Genomic DNA, 19,962 nt, shown 5'->3' on the forward strand with positions numbered 1-19,962 from the left:
TGCGAGTACTGTGCCCTGCCTATTTCGAGCAGGCCTCTTTTACCTTGCCGCGCGCCATCTTTTCCCAAGCATCGAAGGAAGGCTGCTGCGCCTTCGATGCGACATAAGTGTGAATCCGTAGGGTAAGTGCAGTACCGTCCGGTGTGGGCGCAAAGTCAGCACGTCCTAATACGGAGCTCGACCGTCCACCATAAGGGCTCGGCTGGTAAAGGTCGCACGTAACAGACCCGTCGGGGCGTACAGGGCTGCACTCAGGAATGCCATGGTATGCCGTGACAAAGACAGGCCCTCCGCTTTCAGTGCCGCAATAGCGTAAGCCCTCGTAGAACGAACTCACAGCAGTTGTTACAGGTAATGATATGCTGACCGTGCGAGAAACGAAGTCGGAATCCTTCAGTTGGCCAGGAGCGGTAGCTGCGCACGCCGACAGCAAGAGTGAAGCAGCAAGAGGAACAAACAGGCTCTTCATGAAAAACGAGGTAGTGTAATTTCTTCTTGTTAAGTGTAGGGCATTATAACGGCATCATTGATCTGTTAGTGGACCTCCAAAAAAAACAAAGCCCGTCTCGCGCAAGCGAGCCGGGCTTTGCTTTTGGCCCTTAATGTTCAAATCGATGTCAAATACTCCACGAGATCCGCCTTCTCTTGCGCCGACAACCCCAGGCTGAAGTGGGCGTCGTAATGGTTCACCACGTCGAGCAGCGTCGAGAAGCGCCCGTCGTGATAAAAGCCGCCCTTGGTGTGCGTCCACAGACCTTTCAGCGGCGCGGTCCGATACCGCTTGTCCGGCGCCCGATTGGCCTGAAACTCGTCGATGCCAATCTCTTGCGCCGTATGCATATTCCAGCCTGGTTCCGTGAACATCGGCGCAACGTGGCAGCTGGCGCATCGTGCCTTGCCTTCGAAAATGCGCCTGCCGACCGACGCCGCTTTGCCGTCGAAGCTGCCGGGCGGCGGCGCCGGTGCGACGATGGCGAGCTGGTAGAAGTGCAGAGCCGGGAGCTTCGCGCTGATCAGATCGGGGTCGCTGCGAATGTTGCCGAAGTTGTTGCGTGCGGCGACAGGAAACTGGGCCGGGTCATTCAGCCGCGGATCGTAGAAGGTCCCTTTGCCGTGCATTTCCAGGTTGGCGACAAACGCATTCCAGTGGGTGACCGATCCCCAGCCCGTCCATGTGTGCAGGTTGACGCCCGCCAGGCCGAAGGCCGGCGGGATCAAGATCGCCGCTGATTTGCCGTCTGGACGAAAACCTTTCCCGTCGAGCAGGAATTCGGCGTCAAATTTTCCCGGCCCCCAGGCAGCGAACACGTTCCTCACATCGCCTTCGGTCTTGCCCACGATCTTCGCGACGGCACTGAGATCGGGCGCCAGATTCACGATCGCCCCGACGTTGAGATCACGATTGGCCCAGCCGTCGAGCCGGTGGCCGATCCCGCGTGCCAAAGAATCATCGACCGTCGAATGGCACAGCGCGCACTGCACCCCCATGGTCCGTAAGCGGCCGTTCGCATCGAACCGACCGGTCACGCCGACGACGGCATTTGCCTTGAGCAAGGCGAGCGTGTTGGCGGGATCGTTCAGGTCGATCTTGCCGGATTTCAGACGATCGACCACCGCCGGCGGCAGCGCGTCGACATCGACCTTCAGCCCGATCGCCAGGGCGGCTTTCGGACTCACGCCCGGGCCGACGCCGCCGAAACGCGCTCCCTCGACTGCCTGGTGCAGCTTGATCGTGTCGCCCCAGAAGGCCTCGTCCCCAAAGGTATCGAAGCGGAAAGTTCGTCGCCCCTGGGCGACGGCATGCCTGGCGTCGTCCGCGATCTTGCGGTCGATCGGGGTCAGCGCCCGGCTTTCCCCGGTCTCGCCGGACGTTCTGGATTCATCGGTTTGCGAAGCGGCATGCAATGCCGCCAACGCCACGACCGACACGACCGGAATGGACCACCATATCCGCCGCTTCATCATTGCCCCCGTTCCTGAATGAACGTTGCCTATAGCAAACCAAGGCTCCCCGATGTGATCAACGTAAAACTACGCTGCGGCCAGCGGGACTGGCATGACATGTCTCAAACAGGAACAGGAAGACGAACAAGGACTCAGGTGAGTTGTCGATAAAAATACGTCGTATTACACAGTCCGCCCTCGGGCCACAACGCAAAACCAGGCACGACACCCAACTGAGCCCACCCCATGCGCGCATACAAGCGCTCCGCATCCGGACTGGACGTATCCAGCACCAGCAACGTCTTGCCCGCCACACGCGCCTCCCGCTCCGCCGCATCCATCAAGGCCGCGCCGACGCCCTGCTTGCGCGCCCGCCGCATCACGAGCATCTTGCACAGGTCGGCCCGATGCGGCTGGTTGTCCGGCATCGCCAGCACAAGGTGCACGGTGCCGACGATGCCGTGCTCATCCTCGGCAACCAACAATAAACGCTTGCCGGCCTCGACGTCTGCAGCAAGCCCGCGCCACCAGGCAAGCGCCTGGCCCAGCGTGAACGGCTGCATGAACCCGACCGACGCCCCACCCTCGACACAGTCGAACAACACTGCGGCCAGCCCTTCGATGTCCGGATCGGTCAGGCTCGAAAGACGGCGAACGCGGCAAGTCATGATCAGCTCCTGGCAAGCGTGGTAAGGACGACGGCATAGCGCGCCGGCACGTCCCCGGGGTTGTGGAAGGAATTCGGTGCGTCGAGCGGGATGGCGAGGCAGTCGCCCGTGTCGAGCAGCCAGGATTCCGCGCCATAGGCGATCTGCATCCGGCCTTCGAGCATCCAGATCTGTTGCAGCACGGCGGGCGTGCGGGCGCCGGCCTCGTACGTCACGCGCGTACGCGGCGGAAACGTCACTTCGACGATGCGCGTCGGCGACTGGAAGCCTTCCGGCGAGACATTGCGGCGCAGATAGCCGGAGTGCGGGTCCTGCCACGTGACCTGGTCGGCCAGGCGCGCGACGGGCTCGGTCTTGCGGGCCGGATCGTCGAACAGCGACGCGAGCGGCACGCCGAGGCCGGCCGCCAGCTTGTCGAGCACCACGGCCGTCGGGCTCGTCTCGCCGCGCTCGATCAGCGACAGCATCGACCGGCTGACGCCGCACTGGTTCGACAGCGCATCCAGCGACAGGCCGCGCTCGCCGCGCAGCAGCCGCACTTGTTGGGCGATACGCCCGTTGACGGAAGCATCATCTTTCATAATGGAGGCATTCTCCAGTATGAAAGATTTTCCGTCAACTATTTTGGATTAAATATCCAGCATAATGGACAAACTAGGATGTCGGCCCCGGATCCGTCCCCGGTGCCACGAGCAATTCCTTCAGCATCATGTCGTTAAACATGGGCAGGTCGTCGGGCTTGCGGCTCGTGAGGAGGCGCGCGTCCAGCACGACGGGCTCGTCGGTCCATTCGGCGCCCGCATTCGTCAGGTCGCGCTTGAGGCTGGGCCAGCTGGTCACGTGCTTCCCGGTGGCGATGCCCGCATCGATCAATGTCCAGGGACCATGGCAAATTGCCGCGACCATCTTGTCCTCGGCATCGAAATCGCGGATGAAATCGATCGCCTCCCTGCTCATGCGCAGCTGATCCGGATTGGCGACGCCACCCGGCAGCACGAGGCCGTCGAAATCGGCCGGCCTGGCGTCGCCGACGTTCATCTCGACCCGGAAGCGGTCGGCCGGCTGCATGTGATGAAAGCCCTGCACTTCGTCGCCGGCGGCCTTGGGCGCCAGCAGGACGACGGTCGCGCCCTGCTCTTCCAGGAAGGAACGCGGGCTCGTGTATTCGATCTGTTCCACGCCATCCGTCATCAGCATGGCGACGCGCTTGCCTTGCAAGGGCTTGCTGGCAACTTGTTCCATATAAACTCCTTTTGGTCGAATCTATCGGGACGATCAACCATTCTAGGCAGGGGATGCCGGAGGCGTCGCACGCCGCGAGCGCGCAAAAAAACGCCGGCGCGCATGCGGCCGGCGTTTGGTTCACGTCAAAACGCGTCAGTGCTTCGTCTGTCCGGCCGTCTGCAGTTCACTCAGCAGCGCCTGGTTGAAGGCCGGGATGTCGTCCGGCTTGCGGCTCGTGACGAGCTTGCCGTCGACGACGACCGGCTCATCGGTCCATTCGGCCCCGGCATTCTGCAGGTCGAGCTGCAAGGTGGGCCAGCTGGTGACGTGCTTGCCGGTGACGAGGTCGGCGTCGATGAGCGTCCACGGGCCGTGGCAGATGGCGGCGATGGGCTTGTCCTCGCGGCCGAATTCGCGGATGAAGGTGATCGCCTCCATCGACAGGCGCAACTGGTCCGGATTGGCGACGCCGCCCGGCAGCACGAGTGCGTCGAAGTCGCCCGGGCGGGCGTCGCGCACGTCGAGTTCGACCTTGAACTTGTCGGCCGGGGTCAGGTGATTGAAGCCCTGGATCTCGTCGCCCGTGGGCTTGGGGGAAACGAGCGTCACCTGGGCGCCCTGCTGCTCGAGAAAGCCGCGCGGGCCCGTGTATTCGACTTGCTCCACGCCATCGGTCATGAGGATGGCCACCCGTTTGCCCTGCAGGGCCTGGTTCGTTCCTTTTTGCATGTAACCTCCATGTCAGCGTTCGAAAATGGCTAGGCAGGAAGCGATTGTAGATTTGCCCGATCCGGAACGGCGCGCGCAAGACATGGCCGGGTCAGCCGGACAGCGCCTGCCACACCATCCACAGGTTGGCGCCGGAGATGACGACGAACAGGAACCACGACAGCGCGGACGTCCACCACGCGTTGACGAACTGCGCCATCAGATCGCGCCGTCCCGTCAGGCGGATCAGCGGATACATGGCGAACGGCAACTGCAGGCTCAGCACGACCTGGCTGCCGACGAGCATCTTGCCGATCGCGTGGTCCCCCAGCGTCAGCACGCCGACCATGGCCGGGCCCAGCGCCAGCGCGCGCGTGATCAGGCGGCGCTGCCAGCACGGAATCCTGAGTTTCAAGAAGCCTTCCATGATGACCTGGCCGGCGATGGTGCCCGTGAACGTGGAACTCTGGCCGGACGCCAGCAGCGCCAGGCCGAACAGGATGGCGGCCGCGGCCGTGCCCGCGACGGGGGCCAGCAGGTAATAGGCCTGGTCGATGTCCATCACGTTGCCGCCGCCCGGCTTGTAGAACGCGGCGCCGGCCAGCACGAGGATCGCGCCGTTGATGAACAGCGCGAGAAACAGCGACACGATGGTGTCGATGCGCGACAGCTTGATCGCCTCGGCAAGCCGGCCGCCATCCTCGTTGAGGTCGTGGCGCATGACGCGCGTCTGCACGACGGACGAATGCAGGTACAGGTTGTGCGGCATGACGGTCGCGCCGAGGATGCCGATGGCGAGATACAGGGCATCGCGCTGCCCCAGCTTTTCCAGCGACGGCACGAGGCCCGCCACGACGGCGCGCGGGTCCGGATCGACAAGAAACAGCTCGGCGAACAGGCAGACGGCGATGGTCACGATGAGGCCCAGCACGATGGCTTCCAGCTGCCTGAACCCTTTGCCCTTGAGGCCCAGGACGATGATGGTATCGAACGCCGTCAGCGCCACGCCGACGGGCAGCGACACGCCCAGCAGCAGCTTGAACGCAAGCGCGCAGCCGAGCACTTCGGCCAGGTCGCAGGCGATGATCGACAGCTCGGCGAACGCCCACAAGCCTTTCGCATGGACCGGAGAATATTGCTCGCGGCAATGTACCGCCAGATCCTTCCCGGTGACGATGCCAAGCCGCATGCTCAGGCATTGCAGCACGATGGCCGCCAGGCTGGACAGCACGACGACGAACAACAGGTCGTAGCCGAACTGGGAGCCGCCCTGGATGGCGGTGGCCCAATTGCCCGGATCCATGTAACCGACCGACACCAGCAAGCCAGGGCCCGCATAGCGCACGATCTTTTTCCATAGCGGATCGTTCTCCGGCACATTGACGGTGCCGGAGACTTCCGACGGACAGAACGGCGCGTTGGCGTTGGTCGGTAGTTTGAGCATAGCGGGAAGATAGCACGGGACGAAAATCTCCCGTGTTCCCTCCCGAGCTCGGCAGCTTAGCCGATGCCCAGCACGCGCATGCGCGCGCGCAGGCGGCGGATCTCGTCGGCCATGTCGACCACGAGCGCGGCGAGGTCCTCGTTGGCGTCGAAATCGCGTTCGACGCGCAGCAGGTGGCGGGCGCGCGCCAGGTCGCCGCTGCGGAAACGCCAGGTCGTCACCTGCACGCTGAGCTCGCTGCCCAGCACGCCCGCATGGACGTGGCGCACGACCCAGTCCGGCTCCACGTTGCAGGCGCGCGCCAGTTCGTCGAGCGTCAGCGCCGCGTCCTCCAGCAACACGCCGGTGAGAATATCGTCATGCATCGTTCAAGCTCCTATGCGTTCGCGTGGGTTGAAGGCAAGGTCGCGCGCCATCGCCTCGTACAGCTCGCGCGCGCGGTCGCTGGTGGCGGGCGGCAACACGACGTTCAGCATCAGGTACAAATCGCCCGGCGTCTTGGCCGGAATGCCGCGTCCTTTCAGGCGCAGCTTGCGTCCGCTCTGCGACCCGGCCGGCACCGTCACCTCGACCGTGCCGGACGGCGTGGCCACCGAGATGCTGGCACCGAGCGCCGCTTCCCACGGCGCCACCGGCACATCCTGGTAGACGTGCGTTCCTTCGACGCGGTAACGCGCATCGGGGTTCAACTGGATTTCCAGGTACAGGTCGCCGGCCGGCCCGCCGCCAAAGCCCGGATGCCCCTGCCCGCGCATGCGCAGCTGCTGGCCCGGCGTGACGCCTTTCGGGATGTTCACGGACAGCGTCTTGTCCTGCATCGTCACGTGGCCCTGCGCGTCGTGCTGCGGGATGCGCAGGCTGATCGTCCGCGTGGCGCCCTGATAGGCGTCGCGCAGGTCGATGGCGATGGCGGCATGGATGTCCTCGCCGGGCATCTGGAATCCGCCGCCGCCCGCCTGCCCGCGTGGGCCCGCACCCGCGCCCCCGCGCGAGCGCCGGCCCACGTGGGCGAACAGGTCGTTGAAGAAATCGTCCGCGCCGGCGCCGCCGAAATCGAATTGCGTGCCCCAGTCCGGCGGCGGCTGGAAGCCCTCGCCGGGACGATGGCCGCGGCCCAGCTCGTCGTAAGCGGCGCGCTTTTCCGCGTCGCCCAGCACGTCGTAGGCCTCGTTGATTTCCTTGGTCTTCGCGTCCGCGTCCTTGTGCTTGCTGACGTCGGGGTGGTACTGCCGCACCAGCTTGCGGTAAGCCTTCTTGATCTCGTCCTGGGTCGCCGATTTCTCGACACCAAGGGTCTGGTAATAGTCCTTGTATTCCACGAGCGTAGCTCCCGGTCGGGTTGGATGGTGATTGACCCGTATGTTGAGGCGGGGTGCTTGCTTTTCAATTACTACTTACCAGACGCTTGGTGGCGAGAAAGCTGCGCCCCTGGCCCACATCAGGGAAAGCTTAACGCAAGCTAAGCATTAATTTAGCTGAGGCTTAGGGTAACGGTTCCCTTCCAGCACATCATCGATCGATGGAAAGCCGAGATAGCTAGCTCCGCGAACCTGCAACACGTGACAGGACGTCATGAATCGTCGTGTCAGCAGCGTTTGACACCAGCTCGCCACAAGGTAGCGGGACCGTCATCGTGATCTTGACGGCGTTATTACTGCCGTCCCGCGTTGCTCCGCTACGGCGGACCGGCTGTACTACTCGTACAGCTGCGCTTCTCGAACGGCAGTGCGGCCGCTAGCGACGGTTTTTCGAGGTGTCCTTAAGAAGAGCGGCAATAATCATTGCCTACACTTCAACACTGTGGCAGCATAAGAACTTATCTACATAACTCGTTGGAGTTAACATTGGCTAGGGAAGACTATTTGTTCTGCGAAATGGATTGGTTTTCGGTTGACCGGAATCAGCGCCAACAAATGGCGAATGAAATTGAGCGTCTTAATGGAGACAGGCTTCTAAACACATCAGTTGATGATCTTGCCCAGTATTTTACCGAGAAGTTTTCGATCGCTCCACCGCAAATTGATGTCGAAAACTTGGTGGTTGATCAGCGTGAAGCACGCGTTGACGTTAGCCATGACCGAACGAGATTTTTCAGCGACCACGGTGGCCCACATTTTGTAACGGGAACAGAAATAGAAGTGGAAATTCCGTTTAGTGGTGAGGCAGACGCATTCAAAATACAACCGACGCACTACTCACTTAATCCACCACGCGCAAAAGTTTATGGATCAAATATTGTCTTCAAGATAGTAGGCGCAAGCTTGCAAGCCGAAGCGGTAAAGGCCCAAATCGACACCACCATCGTTTCGATTCAAGGCTATTTATCTACACTTAGGAATGATATCAGCGGACTGAACAGCAAGCTCTTTGGAGAAGCTCGCCAGGCTATTGAAAGAAGGCGTATCAAGCTACTCGCTGATCGAAATGTGGTCTCATCTTTGGGCTTCAAAATGAAGGAACGTGATGGAGCGGCCAAGACGTATGTCACGCCAGAGGTAAGGCGAAAGATCACTCCAGTGATGCCACAGGCAAGCTCTGCACCTTACAAACCTGAGCCTACGCTGACTAACGTAGACTATGAGCACATCCTAGGAGTTATGCAGAACATGACCCAAGTGATGGAACTCAGCCCTTCAGCCTTTCTAGCCGTTGACGAAGAAGCGTTACGATCACATTTCTTAGTGCAGTTGAATGGCCATTATCAAGGCCAAGCGACCGGAGAGACCTTTAACTATGAAGGAAAAACTGACATTCTCATTCGCTCTGAAGGAAAGAACATCTTTATAGCTGAATGCAAGTTTTGGTCTGGACCTAAAAAGCTCATGGAGACAATTGATCAGTTGTTGGGATACAGCTCTTGGCGCGATACAAAAACCGCCGTTGTCATTTTCAATCGCAATCGCGACTTTTCTAAAGTTCTTGCCTCTATTCCTGGAGTCGTACGTGCGCATCCGAACTACAAAAAAGATGCCCCAGGCTCATCGGAAACATCATTTAGGTATGTTTTCGCAAATCGGGATGACCGCAACCGCGAAATGCTTTTAACTGTTCTCGCGTTTGATGTACCAACAACGAACCGACACAGTTGAATTCACGCAGAAGCCACTCTTGAGACTATTTGAAGATGTAATTGAAATGCGCAAAACTAAGATATCATCTATTGTTCTGGCCTGGCTACTCTGACGGTGTTCTCTTAAGCTTCTTTGCGATTGCGTTCAAGCTTAAGTGAATAGTGGGTAATAGCTATCTTTGATCAGGCCAGCGTCACGCAGTTCCTGAATGATCTTGCGTGCCTCAATGGCCTTCGCGACAGTCTTGTCGGTTTGATCTCAAGTCATTGGATCTCCATACGTAGCTATCAGTTCAACAGATAACTTCTGATCGTGTATCTATTAATTGGGGATCACCGACTGGCTTCAAATAATTTAACAGTACATTTTTGCAACGCAAGCAACGCCATTACAATGCATCTAGGTCAATCGCGTCTTCTACAAACTCAAACCAGCGCTCGGAAATCTCGAGATGCATTTCAATAAAATTTGCTGTCTTCCAAGTACCATCCGATCTGGGCTCCCACAACGAAAAATCAGTTGGCACGTGCTCAGTTGCAATGACTTTATTAGGCGGGACAGTAACTTCGCGACTATTCCAATCAAAAAATCCGTCCGCCTTTATTTCAACTCGGTATTCTAGTTGTCTAGTCACCCTTTCTGCTCGAAAGACGATACTTTCACACAGTCGCTGAAGGCCCGGCTTGATTTCTATAAGCTGCGGCCTTTCAAACTTGGAAATCATTTGAACGATTTCAGTTTCGCCGCTCATTACGTCTTCGTGCTTCAATAGAAAGTTCGTAATACTGTCCAAAACTCTCTTGCCACGTATTTTTAATTCCTCAACAATAAGGTTCGTTACTGGCGCTACATCATCACAAAAATTCAACCATACGTTAAGTCCTCCCCACCGCCTTACGTCAGCAGTCCAACGCGTACAGATCAAAAACTGCTTGTTTGCTACATCGCGCTCTAAAAGAGATAAAGCCTGAATACCATAATCTGCGCATTTTTCTAATGCTGGCTTTGCAAACCCAGAACGAGACATCAAAACCTTGAAGTTCGCGTTTACATCCCGTGCTTTCGTAACAAAAGCATCAACCTCGGGATTACCCACTTTCCGCTTTAAATCTTTACACTCAATTACACCAAGCATAGGCTGACCTGCGAACCGTCCTCGTATGACCACATCAAATTGCCGATGATGTCCAAGTCGGTCGATAATCACTTCGTTGTGTGTAACGGTAGAAGTCGGATCGATCTGAGCCTGCATGGCCGCGACCAGCTTCTCAAAAGCTATACCCGGACGTTCGAAAGTGGACATGTCGTTGGTCATGTTGGCTTAGCTAGGTCAAATAAAGAGATATTAAACCTTACCACAGCAAGCCGAAAAGGTAAAAATTGGAACAGTTGAAGAATGAACGTATGCTTGCTCTTGAGTCCTATTGTGGCAGAAGGAGTAAAGCTCGCTGCATCCGCATGGATTGTGCAGACCGCAACGCTGCAGCGAATCAAACACTTCGCGGCAGCTTCCGTCGTGTTGCGGTTGCGACTTCGATCAGCGCTTCGGCTTCGACTGTACAGATTTCAATAAATCCCAGGTATTCGCTGAAGTATGCAAGTGCTACCGCCACAGTTTAAATAAATCGGAACCAAGAGGCGTTCGACCACGCCTGCAAGTTGATGGGGAAGCTGAACCAACTCGATCATGAATACCGGTGCGAACTGCTGTAATTTGACGAATCGGGTTTTAGCCCAAACCCGCCGGTGCAGTCTGGCTGGGTCCGGATTGGTCAGACCCGTTCAGTCGAGCCATTGGCGCACCATCAGCGGGTCAAGGTATTGGGAGCGTTACGCCACGACGGGCAGTTGATCTGGACTACCCAGCAGTTGCCAACCAGGCGCGAAGATTTGATCGCTTTTTTGGTCAGATAGTGGACTTACCGCACTCGGTACCGCGCATCGTGCTGCTCGACAATACCGCGATCCACAAGGGGCAAGAAATGGAAAAATGCCGACGCTGATGGGCCAAGCAAGGGTTGCATTTGTCCTACCTGCCGCCGTACAGCCCGGAGCTCAATCGCATTGAGATCATGTGGACGCATGCTAAGTACTTCTGGCGCCGCTTCGTTGAGTGAACGGAGCAGATCTTAACGAAATTCAGTCACTGATGAAAGGTTTCGGGGCTGAATTCACGATAAATTTTGCGTAATTACTTTAACTACGAATTCTGGCCCCGCACACAGAATTTCTGACTGACCCCGATTTATACAGCTCGCGTCGCGAAAAGAGCTCTCGAAAGGGCGATTTTAACAGCGCGATTAATCGGGGGCTAACAGCTACCGCCAGCAATGCTCTCCCCTGTGCGCAGATTAAACCCAATAAAGCACCTATATCCATCAGAGGGCGAGAAGGAACACCAAACATGTCCCTTCCGGCGCAGTCGTTCTCCCGGTTCCGCACTACATGTGACCTTTGCATCCGGGTACAATGAATCGAAAATCTCTTTTGCACCTTGACCACTGATTTCTATAGATAGCTTGCGCTCATCTTTGGTCGGCGCCTGCTCGTCGCCCAGACCACCGGAGTAGATCGTATATTCGGCTTTAAGCGGCTTCGACGGCGCCGGGTAAACAGGCTTTTCCTGCGCACGACTTGCGGCAGACAGTACCATTGCGACGGCGATAAGTAAGATCTTTTGCTTCATTTAACGGACACCCTAATGTCAACATGAAAGTGGTCGTCGTGCCCCTCCCATGGCCTTACCCCATGAATATCCGGGTCGTTGAACAGTACCTGTCTCACCGACGGATGCGACAGGAAAATTGCGATGAGCTTTGCCGTGGCAGCGTGGTCATACTGATCATGCTCGAATCGACTGACACGAACCTGTTGACCATCGAATCGAAGCGCCCGTATGTCGACCTGTAAACCGTTCATGTGGCTGTGATGTTTAGGGTACACCGGGCCGCCTGCCTGGCTGATGTTACCAATTCCAAATTTACGGTTGTCGATGGCCTGCCATTCACGTTCCACCCAGAACAGCACCGATAGCAGCACTGGATGGCCGTATTGTCCCGCGCCGTGCAATGGCGTGCCGTAGACGTAATAACCTGCGTCTTCAGGCGCTTGCGGCAGCATGAAATATCCGCGCGAATCCTTCGGCTGGATCGGAATTCCGTCAGGCATGGCAACTCCTTATGCGACTTTGTTGCAGGCAAGATCCCATCCGCCGACCGTGCTTCCGCCGGCACCGCCACTAATCTTTTGCTGCGTGTACTTCCACTTCACCTTCGAGAAGCGTAGACCAATTTTGTCGTGCAAAACGCTCCCCTCGTGAACCGTCTGATCCATGCTGGCGATCATCACGTTTTCCAACTCGACCTCGTAATACTTGACCGGCTTTCCGTCGCCGTCCGCCCGCATAAACTCCAGCTTCGCTTTTGGAATTGTCTTGCCCATGGAACAGTGTTGCATGAGAGTGGGCGATGACAGATCAGCCAGCTTGCTGATCGAAAGGGTTCGGTGTTCGCACCGCTCAGCTGTATGGCCTCCGCTTGTTGACGCAGTCGCGCTCTTTGGCTGGGCAACGCCCATGTTCACAGATGAAAGCTCGATCCATCCTTGATGTGTGGAGTCTGCAGACTCGCCCTTGATACCGTCGATTTGCAGGTAAACGTCGATGGCCATGGCCCCTCCGATGTCAGCAAGTTCAAAGCACTGATCTTGCATCTCTTCCGAGTTGAAAATTTGACCAGTAACAACATTTGACGAGGTCACAGGACCGGGCTCCGGAAAGCACGGACTTGTCTCCTGACGCCATGTCGTGCCGTTTGATGCATGCATCTGCGCGGCCTAGCATCGGAGATCACTCATCACTCATCGAATGGAGACTAGCCGTGCCAAACAAGCGCTACCGATCCCTGATCGCAGCAAGCATATTGTCCATCACGGCCGCAGCCGGCGCCGCCGCCCAGACGGCGAGCTTCGCCGGCAGCTACAACGGCGCCTCCACCTTGGGCGGCTCGTGTTCGATGAGCTACAGCATCGCGGGCGTGGAACCGTCCGGGACCGGCCCCTGTCCCGTATTCATCTACATCGTGGGCACCAGCGAGACCTACAACAATGCGGCGGCCATGGCGGCCGCGAACGATATGGCGAGCAAGGGTAATGTCGCGGCGACCGTCAACTATGCCGAATCGCAGTTCGGCACCTGCTCCGTGCTGAGCGCCAAGTCGAGCTGCATGTTCGATCCGAACAGCGCGCTGAGCGCCGTGTCGCAGCTGTGTGCGCGGGCGAAGGCCGATTGCAGCAAGGGCATCGTGGTCGGCGGCTTCAGCCTGGGGTCGATCCTCGCGCTGCTCGCGAAGAACTATGATGCGCGCGTGCAGGCGGCCTATGGCATGGGCGACGTATGACCTGTCGTCCTGCGTGTCGAACGACAACCGCACGCTGCCCAGCGACCGCCTGCGGGCCGTCGACGGCGAGAGGGACAATTTCGCCGGCGGCACGCAATCCGCCGTCCAGAACGCGCTGCAGAACGTCAGGGGCTTGAAATGCAACTGCAGTGGCTCACCAACTTCACGGACGAAGCAATCGATGACGCGCGCTTGACGCATGACGCATCGCGCCGCCCTGGCCGTGTTTAGCATTTCAACCAGTATCCGGCCATGAACGGCAGTGCTAGATTCCTCGTGTTGCCGTTCGTCCAACAAGGGGGAAATCATGGTGAGCAAGTGGGTCAAGCGCACGAGCATCGCATTGGCGGCGCTCGCCCTGCTGGGCGCGGCCACGGCAGGCGTCGGCAATGTGCTGGGGGAACGCAAGATGGCGCGCAGCATCGCGCTCGTCGTGCGTCCGCTGGACATCGTGCCGGACGTCGCGCGCGTCGACCACGGGCGCTACCTGTACAACACGCGCGGCTGCGCGGAGTGCCACGGTGCGGACGGCGCCGGCAAGACCATCGTGCGCGACGGCGGCATGCTCGTCGTCGCGCCCAACATCACGGCCGGCCCCAACGGCACCACCGCGCACTACCGCGTCGTCGACTGGGTCCGCACCGTGCGCCACGGCGTCAAGCCGAACGGCAATCCCGTCATGATCATGCCCAGCGACGACTACAGCCGCCTCAGCGACGAAGACATGGCGGCGCTCGTCGCCTACCTGGAGCAGATGCGGCCCGTGTCCGGCGTGAAGGCCGTCATCGACGTGCCCGTGCCCGTCAAGGCGTTGTATGCGTTCGGCGTCATCAAGGACGCCTCCGAAAAGATCGACCACGCGTTCGTCCCGCCGCAGGCCGTGCCCGCCGCCGTCACGCCGGCGTACGGCGCCTATGTCGCCGCCGCCTGCACCGGCTGCCACGGCGCGGACCTGGCCGGCGGCCGCGTCCCCGGCGCGGCGCCGTCGTGGCCGCCCGCCGCCCGGCTGGCGCCCGGCAAGGGCAGCGCGATGAACCGCTATCCGACGCCGGAATCGTTCATGACCATGCTGCGCACGGGCCACCGGCCGGACGGCAGCGCGATCAGTGCCGCGATGCCGTTCGGGTCGTTCCGGCAGATGGACGACACGGACCTGCGGGCGCTGTACATGTATCTGAAATCGGTGCCGGGGACGACGCTGGCGCAGCGCTGAAACACGCCCCGCGCGCGGCGCGCGGCGGTCACACCGGCTTGGCAATTCCTCAGTAAAATGATCGGTTTCCCCAGCAAGCCGATCATGACGACCAACCTGCCCAGCACCGGCGCCCGCGCGGCGCATCCCGTCCGCACCGAGATCGCCACGCTGTGGCGCCTGTCGTGGCCCATGCTCGTGGGCCAGCTCGCGACCGTCGGCATGGGCGTGGCCGACGTCGCCATGACGGGCCACGTCAGCGCGGCGGAACTGGCCGCCGTGTCGCTGGGCACGTCCGTGTGGTCGATCATCCTCGTGACCGTCATGGGCATCATGATGGCCGTGAACTCGGTCGTGTCGCACGAGATGGGCGCCGCCCGCTACGACCGCATCTCGCACTCGGTGCGCGAATCGCTGTGGATGGGTGCCGGCGTCGGCGTCGCGGGCTGCCTGGCCGCGAACCTGTGCACGCTCGTGTTCGACCACATCGGCCTCGACGCGGCCGTGGCCGGGCGCGCGTCGGCATTCCTGCACATCATCAGCTTCGGCATGCCCGCGTTCGCCTGCTACCGCGCGCTGTACGGCTATACGACGAGCATCAACCAGACCAAGCCCATCATGGTCATCGCCATCGGCGGCCTGCTCTACAACATCGTCATGAACTGGCTGTTCATCTTCGGCGAATTCGGCCTGCCCAGGCTGGGCGCGCTCGGCTGCGCCGTGTCGACGGCCACCGGCATGTGGCTGATGCTGGGCGCCATGCTCCTGTGGATCAAGGTGTCCGACGCATACCGCCTGACCTACCCGTTCACGCGCTGGGAAGGTCCGAACTGGAAAGAAATCGGCAGCATGCTGCGCCTGGGCCTGCCGATCGGCGTCACGTATTTTGCGGAAGTCAGCGCCTTCGGCATCATCAGCCTGCTCGTGGCGCGCTTCGGCGTCATCGAGGTCTCGGCGCACCAGATCGCGCTGAATTTCGTGTCGCTCGTGTTCATGGTGCCGCTGAGCTTCGGCATCGGCGCGTTGACCCGCGTGGGCCAGGCGATGGGCGAAGGCCATCCGGTGCGCGCGCGCTTCGTGGCCTGGGTCGGCACGGGCATGTGCATCGCGTTCGGCCTGCTGTCGGCCATCTGCATCGCCCTGTTCCGCTGGCAGATCGCGGCGATGTACACGTCGGACACGGCCGTGCAGGCCACGTGCGTGATGCTGTTGTTGTTCGCCGCCCTGTTCCAGTTGTCCGATGCCACGCAGGTCGCGGCCGCGTCCGCCATCCGCGGCTACAAGGTGACGCGCTCGCCGATGGTGATCCAGATGATCGCATTCTGGGGCGTCGCCCTGCCGGTCGGCTGGATCCTCGGCCTGGCGCCGGACTGGTTCCCGTGGTCGCCGGGCAAGCCGATGGCCGCCACCGGCTTCTGGATCGGCCTCGTGCTGGGCCTGACCGTGGCCGCCGTGCTGCTCGCGTGGACGCTCAACCAGCTGTCCAAGCTGCGCATCCGCCACCCCTGAATTCGGGGTCAGAGCACTTTTTCGCTGAATTCGGGGTCAGAGCACTTTTTCGTGCACGATCTTTGAAGCAATTTCGTGCGGTAGCCCTCGGCGGCACACCTCTGCCTGACACGATGTTGCGCTGCGGACGCAGGATGATGTCGGGTGTTGTTACGCACCTGACATTGATCGGAAATTCGCTCTGACCCCGAATTTGCGCTCTGACCCCGAATTTTGGGCGAAAAAAAAGCCGATGGACGGGGAATCCATCGGCGTAACCCTAGGAGAGAGTTTCATCCTATTTGTCGGCATTGGGGGCCGACGAAACGATCATAGTGCATCGCAGCGTAAGCAAACATTACAGTTCATCCATCATCCTGCGGCTGTATTTGCAGCGTGCCGGCAATGACTCTGGTATCGTTCCGCCGTTGCACCTCATTAATTTCTATTCTTTACCCAAGAGCCCATGCGCCATCTTCTCTGCCTTTTAGCCGCATTGTCGGCCGTTCCCGCATCGGCGGAACGGCTGACGCTGGACCGCATCCACGCCGACCCGGCGTTGTCCGGTCCTGGCGTCCGCAGCCTGAGCGTTTCGCCCGACGGCGAGCACGTGACCTTCCTGCGCGGACGCACCGACAACCAGTTCCAGCTGGACCTGTGGGAGTTCAATATGAAGGACAAGACCATGCGCCGCCTGGTCGACTCCAAGCAATTGGTCCCGAACGAGCACCTGTCGCTGGAAGAGAAGGCCCGGCGCGAGCGCGCCCGCACGGCCAGCCTGTCCGGGATCCTGAGCTACAGCTGGTCGCCCGACGGCAAGCGGCTGCTGGTCCCGATCGCGGGCGACCTGTACCTCGTCGACGTGAACCGGCCGGACGCCGCGCGCAAGGTTGCATCGGGCAACGTGCTCGATCCGAAGATCTCGCCGAAAGGCCACTACGTGTCGTACGTGCGCGACCAGAACCTGTTCGTCATCGACCTGGCGACGGGCCGGGAGCGCCAGCTGACGATGGACGGTAAAGGCACCGTGCACAATGGCGAAGCGGAATTCGTCGCGCAGGAAGAGATGGACCAGCACACCGGGTATTACTGGGCGCCGGACGATTCCGCCATCGCCTACCGCCACTACGACGAGGCGCAGGTGCCCGTCGCGCGCCGCTTCGAGATCTTCGCCGACCGCACGGAAGTCATCGACCAGCGCTACCCGGCCGCGGGCGCGAACAACGTGCTGATCGACCTGATGATCGTGGACCCGGCGACGGGCGCGCAGAAGACGGTCGACCTCGGCCCGGACAAGGACATCTACCTCGTGCGCGCCGACTGGAGCGCAGACGGCAAGACCCTCGTGTACCAGCGCCAGTCGCGCGACCAGAAACGCCTGGACCTCGTCGCCGTCGACGCCGCGACCCTGGCCGAGCATCCGCTGCTGACCGAGACGTCGAAGACCTGGGTCAGCCTCCACGACGACCTGCGCTTCCTCGGCCGCCGCAAGGCATTCATCTGGGCGTCCGAGCGCACGGGACGCAAGCACTTGTACCTGTACGATATGTCCGGCAAGCTGCTGCATCCGATTTCGAGCGGCGAATGGGGCGTCGACAACATCCTCGCCGTCGACGAGCAGGCCGGCAAGGTCTATATCGCATCGAACAAGGACGCCGTCATCGACAAGCAGGTCTATGTGCTGAACCTGGACGGCAGCAATGCGGGCAAGCCGATGCGCCTGACCAAGCAGGACGGCTGGCACGAGGACGTGTTCGCCCACAACGGCAAGATTTTCGTCGACACGTTCTCCGACCCGGACACTCCGCCGCAAATATCGATCCATCGCGCCGACGGCGCCATGGTCGAGTGGCTCGACCATAACGAGTTGAACGCGACGCACCCGTACGCGAAATACGTGCCGAATCATCTGCCGACGGAATTCGGCACCATCCAGGCGCACGATGGCCAGACGCTGTACTACTCGATGATCAAGCCGGCCGGCTTCGATCCCGCCAAGCGCTATCCGGTCTTCCTGTTCACGTACGGCGGGCCGCATTCGCAGCGCGTCACGCGCCAGTGGGGCAGCCTGTTCAACCAGTACATGGCGCAGCAGGGCTTCGTCGTGTTCGTGCTGGACAACCGCGGTTCGTCGCGCCGCGAGCGCGCGTTCACCGACGTCATCTACGGCAACCTCGGCGCGCACGAAGTCGAGGACCAGCTGACGGGCATCGACTGGCTCGCCAAGCAAAGCTTCGTCGATCCCAAGCGCGTGGGCGTGTTCGGCTGGAGCTATGGCGGCTTCATGACCTTGCGCCTGCTGGAGGCTGGCTCGGACAAGATCGCGATGGGCGTGGCGGTGGCGCCGGTGACGGACTGGTCGCTGTACGACACCCACTACACGGAGCAATTCGTGGGCGCGACGCCGCAGTCGGATCCGGCCGCGTACGAGCGCAGCGGGGTGTTCGCACACCTGGACGGCCTGAAATCGCCGCTGCTGCTGGTGCACGGCATGGCCGACGACAACGTGCTGTTCACCAACACGACGCGCCTCATCGACGCGCTCGTCAACCGCGACGTGCAGTTCGAGCTGATGACGTATCCGGGTGCCAAGCACGGCCTTTCGTCGCGCGCGCAACAACGGCACGTGTACGGCTTGATCGAGGCGTTCTTCAAGAAGCATCTCGGCGGAACCGTGCCGAATTGAACGACGTCTTGCAAACAAAAACGGCCGCGCGATGCGGCCGTTTTTTCAAGTGCGAATCGCTGGATCAGCGATTGCCCTTGTCGATGGCGTCACGCAGGTCGCCGGCCTTTTCCTGCACCTTGCCTTCGACCTGCTTGCCCAAGCCCTTGGCCTGCTGTTCGCTGCTGCCGACAGCCTTGCCGACTTCCTCCTGAACCTTGCCGCCGATGTCCTTGGCCTTGCCTTTGATTTGGTCGTCGTTCATGTCGGAATCCTCCTTCGAGTTTGTGACCGCTTACCGATGCAAGCGGGATGCAATCAGGATAGGTGGATGCGGATCTTCATTCTGTACGCAAACTAACAAACGATCCACTCGGCTTGCGCCACACACTGGCCAGCCAGGGCTGCTGTTCGCGCGGCAATCCTTCCGGCCGGTAATAGTGGCGCAGCGGCATAAAACCGGCCGCGACGACGTAACGCTCCCACGCCGGATAGTCGTGGAAGCAGCCGTAGCGCGGGCCGTTCCACCCTTCTTCGTTATGGCCGCGCGGATTCGAGCTGAACAGCACGCCGCCCGGTTTCAGGGTCGCGTACAGCTCGCCGAGCACTTTCGGCAACAGATCGCGCGGCACGTGGAACAGCGACGCGTTCGCGAACACGCCGTCGAACGTCGCGTCCGGCAAGTGCAGGTCGATGAAGTTCTGGTGCCACACGTCGCAGCCGCTGAACGCGTGCGCCATCTCGACGAATTGCGCGCTGCCGTCCAGCCCGATCGCGCGGTGGCCCAGCGCCGCGAACGTCTTCAGGTCGCGCCCGGGCCCGCAGCCGAAGTCGAGGATCGTGTACGGAGCCGGCGCCTCGATCGCCGCCAGCAAGGCGTCGATGTTCTGGCTGACGTCGTGGTCTATCGTGCCGGCAAAGAACCGGCGCGCATTGTCGTCGTAATGGTGCAGCGTGCGACGGGTGATGTCTGCGTAATCGTCGTCATCGATCATGTCGGGAAGGAAGTGTGGAGGGTGAACGATGCGCCGATTGACGTCGAGATATTGCTGTTTAATAAGCTGCTTCATGAGCAATAAGCACGATGAAAGATACCCGGCCCATTCTAGTCCGGGCATCTTTCGGGCCGGCGCAGCTTACCCACGGGACATGACTCGTCCC

At 60.3% G+C, this 19,962-nt stretch carries 21 protein-coding genes and 1 pseudogene; 8 read left to right on the forward strand and 14 right to left on the reverse strand.

The window, feature by feature from the left end; all coding sequences use genetic code 11:
• Window positions 1–606: 606 nt before the first annotated feature.
• The 8 genes from ISF28_RS17130 to ISF28_RS17165 form a co-directional block, all read right to left on the reverse strand.
• Window positions 607–1,965, reverse strand: a complete 1,359-nt coding sequence (locus tag ISF28_RS17130; protein WP_198118384.1) for a hypothetical protein — start codon at window positions 1,963–1,965, stop codon at window positions 607–609.
• 131 nt (window positions 1,966–2,096) lie between these two features.
• Complete coding sequence (locus ISF28_RS17135; RefSeq protein ID WP_198118385.1) at window positions 2,097–2,612, reverse strand: GNAT family N-acetyltransferase; 516 nt, start codon at window positions 2,610–2,612, stop codon at window positions 2,097–2,099.
• Between the two features lie 2 nt (window positions 2,613–2,614).
• Window positions 2,615–3,193: a helix-turn-helix domain-containing protein gene (locus tag ISF28_RS17140; protein ID WP_198118386.1), complete on the reverse strand. Its 579-nt coding sequence runs from the start codon at window positions 3,191–3,193 to the stop codon at window positions 2,615–2,617.
• 73 nt (window positions 3,194–3,266) lie between these two features.
• Entirely contained in the window at window positions 3,267–3,854 is a 588-nt protein-coding gene (locus ISF28_RS17145; RefSeq protein ID WP_198118387.1) for a type 1 glutamine amidotransferase domain-containing protein, read from the reverse strand.
• A 135-nt stretch (window positions 3,855–3,989) separates the two neighbouring features.
• Window positions 3,990–4,565: a type 1 glutamine amidotransferase domain-containing protein gene (locus tag ISF28_RS17150; RefSeq protein ID WP_198118388.1), complete on the reverse strand. Its 576-nt coding sequence runs from the start codon at window positions 4,563–4,565 to the stop codon at window positions 3,990–3,992.
• A gap of 91 nt (window positions 4,566–4,656) precedes the next feature.
• Complete coding sequence (locus ISF28_RS17155) at window positions 4,657–5,988, reverse strand: Nramp family divalent metal transporter (protein WP_198118389.1); 1,332 nt, start codon at window positions 5,986–5,988, stop codon at window positions 4,657–4,659.
• 56 nt (window positions 5,989–6,044) lie between these two features.
• Complete coding sequence (locus tag ISF28_RS17160) at window positions 6,045–6,353, reverse strand: chaperone modulator CbpM (protein WP_198118390.1); 309 nt, start codon at window positions 6,351–6,353, stop codon at window positions 6,045–6,047.
• Window positions 6,354–6,356: 3 nt separating this feature from the next.
• Window positions 6,357–7,307, reverse strand: a complete 951-nt coding sequence (locus ISF28_RS17165; RefSeq protein ID WP_198118391.1) for a DnaJ C-terminal domain-containing protein — start codon at window positions 7,305–7,307, stop codon at window positions 6,357–6,359.
• A gap of 525 nt (window positions 7,308–7,832) precedes the next feature.
• On the opposite strand from ISF28_RS17165, the gene ISF28_RS17170 reads away from it, so the two are divergent.
• Window positions 7,833–9,077 (forward strand): hypothetical protein, encoded by a 1,245-nt coding sequence (locus ISF28_RS17170; protein ID WP_229519157.1) that lies wholly within the window; start codon window positions 7,833–7,835, stop codon window positions 9,075–9,077.
• A gap of 370 nt (window positions 9,078–9,447) precedes the next feature.
• Here the strand turns inward: ISF28_RS17170 and ISF28_RS17175 are convergent, their stop codons facing one another.
• Complete coding sequence (locus ISF28_RS17175) at window positions 9,448–10,374, reverse strand: restriction endonuclease (protein ID WP_198118392.1); 927 nt, start codon at window positions 10,372–10,374, stop codon at window positions 9,448–9,450.
• Between the two features lie 410 nt (window positions 10,375–10,784).
• Between ISF28_RS17175 and ISF28_RS31230 the strand changes: the two are divergent.
• Window positions 10,785–10,973, forward strand: a pseudogene (locus tag ISF28_RS31230) (transposase domain-containing protein); the annotation flags it as partial.
• Between the two features lie 104 nt (window positions 10,974–11,077).
• Window positions 11,078–11,176, forward strand: coding sequence for a transposase (locus ISF28_RS31235; RefSeq protein ID WP_370663455.1), 99 nt, complete (start codon window positions 11,078–11,080; stop codon window positions 11,174–11,176).
• A gap of 194 nt (window positions 11,177–11,370) precedes the next feature.
• On the opposite strand, the gene ISF28_RS17190 is transcribed toward ISF28_RS31235, so the two are convergent.
• From ISF28_RS17190 to ISF28_RS17200, 3 genes are read right to left on the reverse strand one after another with little or no spacing between them, the layout of a single operon-like run.
• Window positions 11,371–11,745 carry a hypothetical protein gene (locus ISF28_RS17190; RefSeq protein WP_198118395.1) on the reverse strand — a complete coding sequence of 125 codons (375 nt, stop codon included), beginning with the start codon at window positions 11,743–11,745 and terminating at the stop codon, window positions 11,371–11,373.
• Window positions 11,742–12,227, reverse strand: a complete 486-nt coding sequence (locus ISF28_RS17195; protein ID WP_198118396.1) for a penicillin-insensitive murein endopeptidase — start codon at window positions 12,225–12,227, stop codon at window positions 11,742–11,744. The genes ISF28_RS17190 and ISF28_RS17195 overlap by 4 nt, the downstream gene beginning before the upstream one ends.
• Window positions 12,228–12,236: 9 nt before the next feature.
• A complete protein-coding gene (locus ISF28_RS17200) occupies window positions 12,237–12,728 on the reverse strand; it encodes an Hcp family type VI secretion system effector (protein WP_198118397.1) in 492 nt (163 codons plus the stop codon).
• Between the two features lie 209 nt (window positions 12,729–12,937).
• Here ISF28_RS17200 and ISF28_RS17205 point away from each other — a divergent pair, with 209 nt between their 5' ends.
• The 5 genes from ISF28_RS17205 (at window position 12,938) to ISF28_RS17225 (ending at window position 18,822) form a co-directional block, all read left to right on the forward strand.
• Window positions 12,938–13,456 (forward strand): hypothetical protein, encoded by a 519-nt coding sequence (locus tag ISF28_RS17205; protein WP_198118398.1) that lies wholly within the window; start codon window positions 12,938–12,940, stop codon window positions 13,454–13,456.
• Entirely contained in the window at window positions 13,437–13,652 is a 216-nt protein-coding gene (locus tag ISF28_RS17210) for a hypothetical protein (RefSeq protein ID WP_198118399.1), read from the forward strand. The genes ISF28_RS17205 and ISF28_RS17210 overlap by 20 nt, the downstream gene beginning before the upstream one ends.
• Window positions 13,653–13,763: 111 nt before the next feature.
• The gene (locus ISF28_RS17215; RefSeq protein ID WP_229519158.1) at window positions 13,764–14,669 is read left to right on the forward strand and encodes a c-type cytochrome; all 906 of its coding nucleotides are present in this window, start codon (window positions 13,764–13,766) and stop codon (window positions 14,667–14,669) included.
• Between the two features lie 84 nt (window positions 14,670–14,753).
• Complete coding sequence (locus ISF28_RS17220) at window positions 14,754–16,157, forward strand: MATE family efflux transporter (RefSeq protein ID WP_198118400.1); 1,404 nt, start codon at window positions 14,754–14,756, stop codon at window positions 16,155–16,157.
• Between the two features lie 445 nt (window positions 16,158–16,602).
• Window positions 16,603–18,822 carry a S9 family peptidase gene (locus ISF28_RS17225; RefSeq protein ID WP_198118401.1) on the forward strand — a complete coding sequence of 740 codons (2,220 nt, stop codon included), beginning with the start codon at window positions 16,603–16,605 and terminating at the stop codon, window positions 18,820–18,822.
• Between the two features lie 64 nt (window positions 18,823–18,886).
• Here ISF28_RS17225 and ISF28_RS17230 read toward each other — a convergent pair whose 3' ends face one another.
• Both ISF28_RS17230 and ISF28_RS17235 read right to left on the reverse strand, forming a co-directional pair.
• Window positions 18,887–19,066, reverse strand: a complete 180-nt coding sequence (locus tag ISF28_RS17230; protein WP_198118402.1) for a CsbD family protein — start codon at window positions 19,064–19,066, stop codon at window positions 18,887–18,889.
• A gap of 76 nt (window positions 19,067–19,142) precedes the next feature.
• Window positions 19,143–19,796, reverse strand: a complete 654-nt coding sequence (locus ISF28_RS17235; RefSeq protein WP_198118403.1) for a class I SAM-dependent methyltransferase — start codon at window positions 19,794–19,796, stop codon at window positions 19,143–19,145.
• Window positions 19,797–19,962 lie beyond the last annotated feature (166 nt).

Origin of the sequence: Massilia rhizosphaerae, assembly GCF_016093545.1 — a bacterium.
Classification (GTDB): domain Bacteria; phylum Pseudomonadota; class Gammaproteobacteria; order Burkholderiales; family Burkholderiaceae_D; genus Telluria; species Telluria rhizosphaerae.

What these genes read in the sequence shown, in the direction of transcription:
- ISF28_RS17130 (WP_198118384.1), bottom strand. Translation starts at nt 1,965, where the DNA reads ATGATGAAGCGGCGGATATGGTGGTCCATTCCGGTCGTGTCGGTCGTG.
- ISF28_RS17135 (WP_198118385.1), bottom strand. Translation starts at nt 2,612, where the DNA reads ATGACTTGCCGCGTTCGCCGTCTTTCGAGCCTGACCGATCCGGACATC.
- ISF28_RS17140 (WP_198118386.1), bottom strand. Translation starts at nt 3,193, where the DNA reads ATGAAAGATGATGCTTCCGTCAACGGGCGTATCGCCCAACAAGTGCGG.
- ISF28_RS17145 (WP_198118387.1), bottom strand. Translation starts at nt 3,854, where the DNA reads ATGGAACAAGTTGCCAGCAAGCCCTTGCAAGGCAAGCGCGTCGCCATG.
- ISF28_RS17150 (WP_198118388.1), bottom strand. Translation starts at nt 4,565, where the DNA reads ATGCAAAAAGGAACGAACCAGGCCCTGCAGGGCAAACGGGTGGCCATC.
- ISF28_RS17155 (WP_198118389.1), bottom strand. Translation starts at nt 5,988, where the DNA reads ATGCTCAAACTACCGACCAACGCCAACGCGCCGTTCTGTCCGTCGGAA.
- ISF28_RS17160 (WP_198118390.1), bottom strand. Translation starts at nt 6,353, where the DNA reads ATGCATGACGATATTCTCACCGGCGTGTTGCTGGAGGACGCGGCGCTG.
- ISF28_RS17175 (WP_198118392.1), bottom strand. Translation starts at nt 10,374, where the DNA reads ATGACCAACGACATGTCCACTTTCGAACGTCCGGGTATAGCTTTTGAG.
- ISF28_RS17190 (WP_198118395.1), bottom strand. Translation starts at nt 11,745, where the DNA reads ATGAAGCAAAAGATCTTACTTATCGCCGTCGCAATGGTACTGTCTGCC.
- ISF28_RS17195 (WP_198118396.1), bottom strand. Translation starts at nt 12,227, where the DNA reads ATGCCTGACGGAATTCCGATCCAGCCGAAGGATTCGCGCGGATATTTC.
- ISF28_RS17200 (WP_198118397.1), bottom strand. Translation starts at nt 12,728, where the DNA reads ATGGCCATCGACGTTTACCTGCAAATCGACGGTATCAAGGGCGAGTCT.
- ISF28_RS17210 (WP_198118399.1), top strand. Translation starts at nt 13,437, where the DNA reads ATGGCATGGGCGACGTATGACCTGTCGTCCTGCGTGTCGAACGACAAC.
- ISF28_RS17215 (WP_229519158.1), top strand. Translation starts at nt 13,764, where the DNA reads ATGGTGAGCAAGTGGGTCAAGCGCACGAGCATCGCATTGGCGGCGCTC.
- ISF28_RS17220 (WP_198118400.1), top strand. Translation starts at nt 14,754, where the DNA reads ATGACGACCAACCTGCCCAGCACCGGCGCCCGCGCGGCGCATCCCGTC.
- ISF28_RS17225 (WP_198118401.1), top strand. Translation starts at nt 16,603, where the DNA reads ATGCGCCATCTTCTCTGCCTTTTAGCCGCATTGTCGGCCGTTCCCGCA.
- ISF28_RS17230 (WP_198118402.1), bottom strand. Translation starts at nt 19,066, where the DNA reads ATGAACGACGACCAAATCAAAGGCAAGGCCAAGGACATCGGCGGCAAG.
- ISF28_RS17235 (WP_198118403.1), bottom strand. Translation starts at nt 19,796, where the DNA reads ATGATCGATGACGACGATTACGCAGACATCACCCGTCGCACGCTGCAC.